The organism is Asticcacaulis biprosthecium C19, from assembly GCF_000204015.1.
Lineage (GTDB): Bacteria > Pseudomonadota > Alphaproteobacteria > Caulobacterales > Caulobacteraceae > Asticcacaulis > Asticcacaulis biprosthecius.
Genome location: NZ_GL883077.1, coordinates 1,647,219 through 1,656,364 on the forward strand (window position 1 = coordinate 1,647,219; position 9,146 = coordinate 1,656,364).

Annotated in this window: 7 protein-coding genes; 2 read left to right on the plus strand and 5 right to left on the minus strand. The window is 62.0% G+C overall.

Going from position 1 to position 9,146, the window contains the following annotated elements:
- Positions 1 to 76: 76 nt before the first annotated feature.
- The 5 genes from ntrB to ABI_RS07855 all read right to left on the minus strand — a co-directional run bounded on the left by ntrB (position 77) and on the right by ABI_RS07855 (position 5,954).
- The gene (gene ntrB / locus ABI_RS07835; protein ID WP_006272367.1) at positions 77 to 976 is read right to left on the minus strand and encodes a nitrate ABC transporter permease; all 900 of its coding nucleotides are present in this window, start codon (positions 974 to 976) and stop codon (positions 77 to 79) included.
- Between the two features lie 9 nt (positions 977 to 985).
- Positions 986 to 2,257 (minus strand): CmpA/NrtA family ABC transporter substrate-binding protein, encoded by a 1,272-nt coding sequence (locus ABI_RS07840; protein WP_040308698.1) that lies wholly within the window; start codon positions 2,255 to 2,257, stop codon positions 986 to 988.
- 163 nt (positions 2,258 to 2,420) lie between these two features.
- Positions 2,421 to 3,701, minus strand: a complete 1,281-nt coding sequence (locus tag ABI_RS07845; RefSeq protein WP_006272369.1) for an alginate export family protein — start codon at positions 3,699 to 3,701, stop codon at positions 2,421 to 2,423.
- Between the two features lie 517 nt (positions 3,702 to 4,218).
- Positions 4,219 to 5,367 carry an ABC transporter substrate-binding protein gene (locus ABI_RS07850; protein WP_006272371.1) on the minus strand — a complete coding sequence of 383 codons (1,149 nt, stop codon included), beginning with the start codon at positions 5,365 to 5,367 and terminating at the stop codon, positions 4,219 to 4,221.
- Positions 5,367 to 5,954 carry an ANTAR domain-containing response regulator gene (locus tag ABI_RS07855; protein WP_006272372.1) on the minus strand — a complete coding sequence of 196 codons (588 nt, stop codon included), beginning with the start codon at positions 5,952 to 5,954 and terminating at the stop codon, positions 5,367 to 5,369. Before ABI_RS07855 ends, ABI_RS07850 begins: the two co-directional genes overlap by 1 nt.
- A 462-nt stretch (positions 5,955 to 6,416) precedes the next feature.
- On the opposite strand from ABI_RS07855, the gene ABI_RS07860 reads away from it, so the two are divergent.
- Positions 6,417 to 8,102, plus strand: a complete 1,686-nt coding sequence (locus ABI_RS07860) for a methyl-accepting chemotaxis protein (RefSeq protein ID WP_006272373.1) — start codon at positions 6,417 to 6,419, stop codon at positions 8,100 to 8,102.
- Between the two features lie 99 nt (positions 8,103 to 8,201).
- A complete protein-coding gene (locus ABI_RS07865; protein ID WP_006272374.1) occupies positions 8,202 to 9,125 on the plus strand; it encodes a substrate-binding domain-containing protein in 924 nt (307 codons plus the stop codon).
- The last annotated feature ends 21 nt before the right edge of the window (positions 9,126 to 9,146 follow it).

The window sequence follows — 9,146 nt, forward strand, 5'->3', positions numbered from 1 at the left end:
TTCCACATACAGTAAAGCCCCTCCCACCGCTCCGCGGTCCCCCCTCCCCGTAAACGGGGCGGGAGAAGTATTTGTGTTAGTCCGCCGTCGTACCGCGGGAGACGATGTTGCCGAGGCCGGCGACCAGGCGGTCGAGGACGTAGCCCACCAGGCCGACCCAGACCAGGGCGACGATGATGTCGGAGATGCGCGAGGAGTTGTACTGGTCCCAGATAAAGAACCCGACGCCGACGCCACCCAGAAGCATTTCCGAGGCGACGATGGCCAGCCAGCTCATGCCGACCCCGATACGCAGGCCGGTGAAAATGTGCGGCGTCGCTGCCGGCAGCATGATCTTGAAGAAGAACTCGATCGGATGCAGGCGCAGGACACGCGACACGTTGATGTAGTCCACCGGGATGTTGCGCACGCCGACCGCCGTATTGATGACGATCGGCCAGATCGAGGTGATGAAGATCACGAACAGGGCCGAGGGCTGGGCTTCGCGCAGCATGGCCAGTGAAATGGGCAGCCAGGCCAGGGGCGGCACGGTGCGCAGGACCTGGAACATCGGATCCAGACCCTTGCGTGCCCAGCCGACCGTGCCGATGAAGGCGCCGGCCAGCACCCCCACCACCGCGGCGATGCTGAAGCCGATCCCCACCCGCGAAAGCGACGTCATAATGTGCCAGAACAGCCCTTTGTCGACTCCGCCGCGGTCATAGAACGGATCGGTGATCAGTTCCTGTGACTCGGTCCACACCTGCACCGGGCCGGGCAGGCCACCCGGGAAGGCCTGGGCCATCGCTTCCCAACTCGCCAGCGTGATGCTCAGGAAGAGGGCCGGCATGATGAAGGTCGAGGCCTTTTCCGCCACCTTGCGAAGGCGGGCCGCATCGATCTGTTTCTTCTGGGCGGCGATCAGCAAGGCTGAACGATCGACCTCAGGCGGTGGTGGCGATGTAGCCATGGTCTTTTTCACAAGGTCAAAGGGCATGGGAGCTCCTTACGCCATCTTCTTGATGGCCAGGCTGTTGAGGTAGGCATCGGGATTGCCCGGATCGAACTTCTTGCCGTCGAAGAAGGTCTCGACGCCGCGCGAGTCGGAGGCCGGTGTGGCGATGCCGTACTGCTTGGCCACTTCGCGCCACAGGTCGGCGCGATTGACCTTGTTGACCAGCGCCTTTGTGTCGACGCCGGCGCCGATGACGCCCCAGCGCTTGTTCTCGGTGACGAACCATGTGTCGTGCGACTTGAACGGGAAGGCGGCGAAGTCGGACCAAAACTTCATGATGTGCGGGCTCTTGGCGACATTGCGGCCGTCACCGTAGTTGATCGTGCCCTGCAGACGCGGAACGATGTCGTTGATCGGCACATTGATGTACTGACGGCCGGCGGTGATCTGGCACATGGCCGGACGGCTGCGTTCGCACCACTGAGCGGCTTCCATGGTCGCGGCGATGATGGCCTTGGCGGCGTTGGGGTTTTTGTCGACCCAGTCGGCGCGCATGCCCAGCGCTTTTTCCGGGTGGTTCATCCAGATTTCGGACGTCGTGGCGGCGGTGTAACCGATCTTTTGGTTGACCAACTGGCCATTCCACGGTTCGCCGACGCAGAAGGCGTCCTGGGTGCCGGCCTTGATATTGGCGACCATCTGCGGCGGCGGGATGACGATGGTCGAGACGTCGGTTTCCGGATTGATGCCGGCAGCCGCCAGCCAGTAGCGGATCCACAGGTCATGGGTACCGCCGCGATAGGTCATGGCGACCTTGGCGATGTTGCCGGCAGCCTTGAGCTGGGCGAACTTGGCCTTGGCGCCGCCGGCATTCAGGCCGACCTGAACGCCCTTCAGGTCATTGCCGACGCTGATGGCCTGGCCGTTTAGGTTCAGGCGGGCCAGGATGTACATCGGGGTTTGACGGGCGCCGATGCCGAGGCTGAACTGGTAAGGCATGGGCGACAGGATATGTGCGCCGTCGATGCCGCCGCCCTTCGAGCCCAGGACGATGTTGTCGCGGGTGGCGCCCCAGGAGGCCTGCTTGAGCACCTCCACGTCCGGCATGCCGTACTTGGCGAACAGGCCCTTTTCCTTGGCGATGATCAGCGGCGAGGCATCAGTCAGGGCGATGAAGCCCAGCTTCGCGGCCGTGGTTTCAGGGCCCTTGCCGGCGGCATGGGCGCCGCCGGGAAAGAGGGCTTGCGCGGCGGCCACGGTTGCGGCGGCGGCGGTGAGGGCCTGGCGGCGGTTCAAGCCCTTGGTGTCGATGGAGTCGGTCATAGTCTTAAATTCCTTGAGGGTTTCAAGACTGTTTTGAAAATGGGTCAGGCTGAGCCGAAAAGGACTGGATTCGAGAACCGTAGCGGAGCGTACTTCAGTACGTGAGCAACGGAAGCGCAAAAACCAGACCTTTGCAGGCCAGCATCACCCATTTGCAAACAGTCTAGAGCTTGTACTGCAGCATGATCCAGGTCTTGGTGCGCGAGGCCGGCATGGTCGGGTTGGCGCGCTCAAAATCGGCGTATTTCAGCATCAGGCTGAGATTTTTGGTGATGCCAGCGGTCAGGACCGCGTCCCACTCGGTGCCGATGTCCTGGCCCAGGCGGTCGGTCTGGAAATCGTGATAGATGACGCTCAGCGTCGGATTCATGAACCACGGCGCCCACGGCTTGGTGTGGCCGGCGACTGTCAGGTTGTAGCTCAGGTCCTTGATGCCGTTCGGGTGGGTCTTGTTGCCGCCGACCGCGGCGAAGACGTCCGCCCAGCCTTCGAAGGCGTGGACCGTGCCCAGGGGAGTCACGAAGCCCTGGGTACCATTGCCTTCCAGAATCTCATAGTTGACCTTGAAGGTGTAGATGTCCCAGGTGGCGCTGCCTTCCAGCATGGTTTCATGCAGGGTAAAATCAGCGGCGGGATTCTTGCCGGACGGCGACTGACCAGCATATTGCGCAACGTAGTTCAGCTTGAAGGCCGACACCCAGGCACCGCCATAGGCGCGCAGACCGGTGGTCGACACCGATGAAAGCTTGGCGTTGGCGATGTCGGCCGCTGTCGGCGCCGTGGCGGTGGTCTCGAAGTCGAAGCTGTAGTTGAAGGCGGTAAACTTCAGCGCTTCGTTGACGCTGTAGCTGGCATTGACCAGGTAGGAGTTGGACTTCCAGTCTTTGTCGTCGCCCTGAATGCGGTTGACGCGGCCGACATAGGCGCCCGTCACCTTGACCGGTCCCAGCATGGTGTCGAGGCGGATGGCATCATAGGTCTGTTCGTCCTGGCGCCAGCCCACATTGCCGATGAAGCGGGCGTCGTCCAGGATGATACGCTGACGACCGACCGTGAGGGTGGTGGTCTCAGTGGCCGCCCAGCTCAGTTGCGCGCGGTTGATTTCGGTGACTTCCGGGTCGACGACGTTCGGGAAGGTGGTCTTGCCGTTCAGGGTCGAGTTGTAGTCTTCGGTCAGGGCTTCGACGCTGTCGACCTCGACAATGGCTTTCCAGCCCTCGTACTCGCCGGTGGTGAAGCCGAAGCGGTTGCGCCAGGTCAGGGCCTCGGCCTTTTCAGCGAAACCGAACTGGTCAACGCTTTCCGAGCGCAGGCTGGACTCGAAGATGGGCTTGGAGGCGCCGATGGCCTCGGAGATGGTGTCCTCAGCGCGGGCGCCAGCGGCCACGCCCAGGGCGGCGACGGCGGCCGTGGTGGTGAGGAGGATGCGGATGCGATTGTTCACTAAAGTCCCCTTGAGAATAAAAAAAAGGCGCCTCAAGCGGAACCTCACCCGAAGGTGTGGTTGACTTGAGACGCCAGTGTCTATGTGCGCTGCAACACGCCGCCATTGGCGGTTTCAGCGAGAATTTCGGTGCGGCCTTCCTTGGCCACACAGGGACGATCATCCGGGAACTGAGGTTCGTCAACGCGGATTCTGCGTTTGTGTTGCAGTGCGAAATCGCGCTGCGTCAAAATTATCACGAAAACGCCTCGGAAGGGGTTTCAACGGGCGTTTTATGAAACTTGTGTGAATTGGCGGATTTAGTTTCTTATGAAATCACTATTCTGTGATACCGAGCTTGAATAGCCCGTGTTCTCCCTCTCCCCGCTTGAGGGGAGAGGGAGGGGGTGAGGGGTTGGTTCGGCAACAATCATACGGGCGGACTCTCTCGAACCCCTCACCCGATCACCTTCGCTTCACTCGGCTCTCGTCCTCTCCCCTCAAGTGGGGAGAGGGAATTTTGAAGAATTTCAGTGTTCTAGCGACACCGGAACACGCCGCCGTCGAACAGGCGGTTGGCCGGCATGATGATCGGCGCCGGCGACGCCGGCAACACCCACGGTTCGGAATGGCCGCCTTCGTCCTTTTCGTCAGCCTCGGGCGCGTTCAGACCAAGGCCTGACGCCGCCTGACGCCACAGGTCCGGACGGTAGATATGCCGCGCCAGGTGGTCGAAGTCGTGGTCGGGCTCCACCCAGCCCCAACGAACCAGTTGGCCCATGAACCACTTGGCGTGGCTTATCCACGGGAAGGTGGCGGTTTCCGGATCCAGCGTGTAGCCGGCGCCCCCCTGACTGAGCGCCAGGGAAATGGCCTCCTGGGGCGCGTTGACATAGACGTGGCGCGCCAGGATGCGCATCAGGTCGTCGCGGTTGGCCGGGCGGTTAGCCCATAGGGCGGCACGCAACAAGGCGCGGACCAGGGAAATGGTGGCGTAGGGGTTATCCTCGGCCCAGGCGGCCCGCACGCCCAGAACCTTTTCGGGCTTCAGGCTCCAGTAGTCCGGATCGGCGAACAGGAGCTGGCCGCGGCCCATCAGGTGGGCCGTCTGCGGCCAGGGCGAGCCGGAGCAGAAGCCATCGACCACGCCGTCCTTCAACATATCGGCCATGCGCGACGGCGGCAGGACCACCCATTGCAATTGGCGCTCGGGATCCAGGCCCGCCGAGGCGGCCCAGTGGCGCAGGACGAAATGGTGCGGCGACCAGGTAAACGGCACGGCAAAGACCAGGCGGCCTTCGCCGGCCTTGCGGCGTCGTTCGACTTCGCGCGCCAGAAGCCGGGCGCTGCTCATCAGCGGCGTATGGAGGCTGTCGTCGTCGCTCAGCTTAGCTTTAAGGTCGTGCGACACCACCACGGCATTGCCGTTGGCACCCAGCGCCATGGGGGCGATGATCCGGCCCATCGACGGCCCAAGGCCCAGGGCGGCGGCAAACGGGACTGGCGCCAGGATATGGGCGGCATCGATCAGGCCATAGGCCAGTTTGTCGCGGATGTTGGACCAGTTGGCCTCGCGGCTCAAGGTGACGTTTAGCCCCTCGCTGTCGTAGAAGCCCAGAGCCTCGGCAACCAGAACCAAGGCCGCGTCGTTAAGCGGGCTGTAGGCAATCTTGACGTCAGTAACCATCAGTCATCTCCCGGCTTGAGCAGGCCGCTCACGGCCAGGATGTCGGCAGCGACGGCATGGATGGGCCGGCCCGTATCCATGGCGTGCTTGCGTAATGCCTTATAGGCATCCTCTTCGCTCAGATTGCGCGATTTCATCAGAACGCCCTTGGCGCGGTCGATGACCTTGCGGGCGGCGAGGTCGGCCTTGGCCTTGTCGAGGTCACGGCGCATGGCCTGGGTCATGGCGAATCGCTGGGCCGCCACCGTCAGCACCGAGGTGATGCGGCGGGGATTGAAGCCGTCGACAATATAGGCGGCGACTCCGGCTTCCAGGGCTTGGGCGGTGGCATTGGCGTCGCTGCGGTCCACGAACATAACGACGGGGCGCGGCACCTGTTCGTTGGCGACCTGAAGCGCCTCCAGCATATCGCGATCGGGGCTTTCGCAAGCGATGATGACCATGTCGGGATCGAAGTCGCGCAACATGCGCAGTTCGAATCGCGGGCCCTGGTGGATGATGGTTTCTTTCTCACCGTGCTCGGCGCGAATCCCGTCCGCCACAATGGCGGCGCGAGTCTCGTCGGGATCTATGATGAGGACGTTCATGACCCATGGGTAGCGCAGACGGTGGTCATCACGCAAGTGCGAACAATGCGCAGAACCTTGACCGATAAGGTTGTTTCAGCCGTCGAATAGTTTTGCTGATCGTCGGAAGGGTTTTCTCCTGCGCTCAGCAAACCTCTCCTGAAACCTAGGCTGAGCCATCCTAAGCTTATGAGACTTCCTGAATATTTTTCCGGAAGGCGGTGCGATTGAGTGAGACTCGATATCGTCGTCTGAGGTGCGAAGCAGATGGCGGCGAAAGTTCCATAGAGATCGAGGAGGACCTTCTGTCGCCGATGGTCCGCCCGACGATAACGAAATTTGTAGCACCTTCGCGAGCCCGCTATCCACAATGCGCAACCATTGAATTGTGAGCGCTAACTCACCGCGTGGTTAATCCAATATTATGAGTTGCCGCGCTAGCCTTCCCGAAAAACTGAGCCGAAAATTGGGAGAGACTCAGACATGCTTGGGAAGTTTTTGTTTTCGATCCGGGGGAAGATCGCTACCGCGTTTGGGGTGCTGATGGTGCTGTCGGTCGCGACAGGCGCCTTTGCCATCTATAAGCTCAACGAGGTCTCAGCGATCGGCAATCGCCTGGCCATCGAGGTCAAGGCCGTGTCGACCTTGGGCGATCTGGCCCGGATCAGCCAGGCGCTGGGCGTCACCTCCTTCCTGGAGCACAATGCGACAGGTGCGGCGCGTGAGGGCTATGCGGCCGAAGCCGCGGCCGCTCGAAATGAATTTTCCAAATCCTGGAGCGATTACAGCACCATGGTGGCCGGCGATGAAGAGGCCCAGTTGGCCGCTTCGCTGCGTGGCGCCTGGCAGCACTTCCTGGCTGTCCAGGAAGAGGTCGCCGACCTCGACCAGGCCGGCCTGCCCGACATGGCACAAGAGGTGCTGATGAACGACCTCTCCAAGGAGCGCGAAACCTTTTACGCCGCTGTGCGCAGGATCGAGGACTACCGCCAGGCCAAGGCCAATGCGGCCACTGCCGCCGCCGCCAAGGTCAGTGAATCCGCGCGCACCTGGATCATGATTGCCCTGGGATCGCTGGCCGTGTTCTGCGTTCTGGTCGGCTTTGTCCTGACCGCCGGCATTTCGCGTCCGATCTCGCGTATGACCCAGGTCATGCTGAAGCTGGCCAATCACGACATCCATGTCGCCATTCCCGACACCGGCCGCCGCGACGAAATCGGCGGCATGGCTTCGGCCTTGAAAGTGTTCAAGGAGAAGCTGGTCGAGGCCGAGGAATTGCGTACCCAGCAGGCCGCCCTGGAAATCGACATGCAGAACCAGCGCAAGGTCGAGGTGGTCAAGCTGGCCGACGAATTCGAACACGCCGTCGGCGATATCGTCCGCGCCGTGTCCAACGCCGCCTCGGAACTACAGTCTTCTGCCCAGACCCTGTCCGCCGCGGCGGAAGAGACCAGCGTCCAGTCGTCAGCCGTCGAAGCCGGCGCCCGCCAGGCCGCCGACAATGTCCGCTCGGTCGCCGCTGCCATCGAAGAACTGGCCGCTTCGGCCCGCCAGGTCGGCGGCGAGGTCGCCCGTTCGGCCGATATCGCCAACAATGCCGTGCAGCAGGCCGGTCGCACCCGCGGTAGCATGGACGCCCTGTCGGGTGATGCCGCCCAGGTCGAGTCGGTGGTCAGCATCATCAACGCCATCGCCCAGCAGACCAACCTGCTGGCGCTGAACGCCACCATCGAAGCGGCCCGCGCCGGCGAGGCCGGCAAAGGGTTTGCGGTGGTTGCCTCGGAAGTGAAGGGTCTGGCCAACCAGACCGCCACCTCGACCACGACCATCGGGGTTTCGATTGCCAAGATGCAGGCCTCGACCCAGCAGGCGGTCGGTGAGATCTCGGGCATCGAGGACACGATCAGCGAGGTCAACTCGATCGCCTCGGCCATTGCCGACGCGGTCAGCCAACAGGAACAGACCACGGCCGAGATCGCCCGCAACATCCATGAAGTGTCGCAAAACACGTCGGAAGTGACCAACAACATCAACAGCGTCACCCTGGCTGCTCAGGAGTCGAGCGCCGGCGCCACCCAGGTTCTGGGCGCCGCCAAGGCCCTTTCGCGTCAGTCGGACATGCTGAAGGGCGAAGTCGACAAATTCCTGGCCCGCGTCAGAGCTGCTTGATTTCCCGAGCCTTCTTCGAAGGCTCGGATTTTTGTTTTGTCGCACTTCTTATCCGAAAAGTGGCGACCATTTTTCGGGAAGTGCTTTTAGGGAAACAGTATGAAAAAGCGTGCCCTGATCGCGATCGCCGCCCTGATGATGGCGGCGTCGCCGGCCCTGGCCAAGCACAAGATCTATGTGTCGATGGCGCGGTCGGATGATACTTTTGTTGGAATTCTCAAGGATTCGATCATAGCGGCAGCGAAGGCGAACCCGGACGTCGATTTGACGGTCGAAACCGCCAACAACAATGCCGACACCCAGATGAGCCAGGTGCGCAAAGCCATAGCCGATAAGGCGGACGTGGTTGTGGTGCTGTCGGTCAATGGCGATTCCGCCAAGACCGCCATGGCCGAAACCGCCAAGGCCGGGGTACCGCTGATCTTCTTTAACCGGTTACCGCCGATCGAGCGTTTCGAGGGCAAGGTCGCCATCGTCGCGTCGAACGATCTGGTCGCCGGACGGCTGCAAATGCGGCTGTTATCCCGACAAATCGGCGATTCCGGAAACGTCGTCATCCTGCGCGGCGAAGAGGGCCATCCGGCCGCCCGCGACCGCACCATCGGCGTTAAGGAAATTTTGGCGACCAAACCCGGTATCAAGGTCGTTGCGGAGGCCACCGGCAACTGGAAACGCGAGCAGGCGGAAGAACTGATCGGCCAGTGGCTGGACGAGGGCAAGGTCATCAACGCCATCGCCGCCAATAACGACGAAATGGCCCTGGGCGCCATCGACGCCCTTCAGGCCCGGGGCTACAAGCCCGGCCAAATCGCCATTGGCGGTGTCGACGGGACGACCTTCGCGCTGGACGCCGTCAAGTCGGGCTGGCTGACCATGTCGGTGCTGCAGAACGCCGAGGCCCAGGCCCAGCAGACCCTGGTCGATGCGGTCAAGTTCGCCAATAAGGAATATGCCCAGCTATATGACTGGGTGCCGTATCAGGTCATCATCCCGTCGAACGTCGACACGTTCATGGCGAAATAAGTGCAAGGCGTCTTCTAAAAG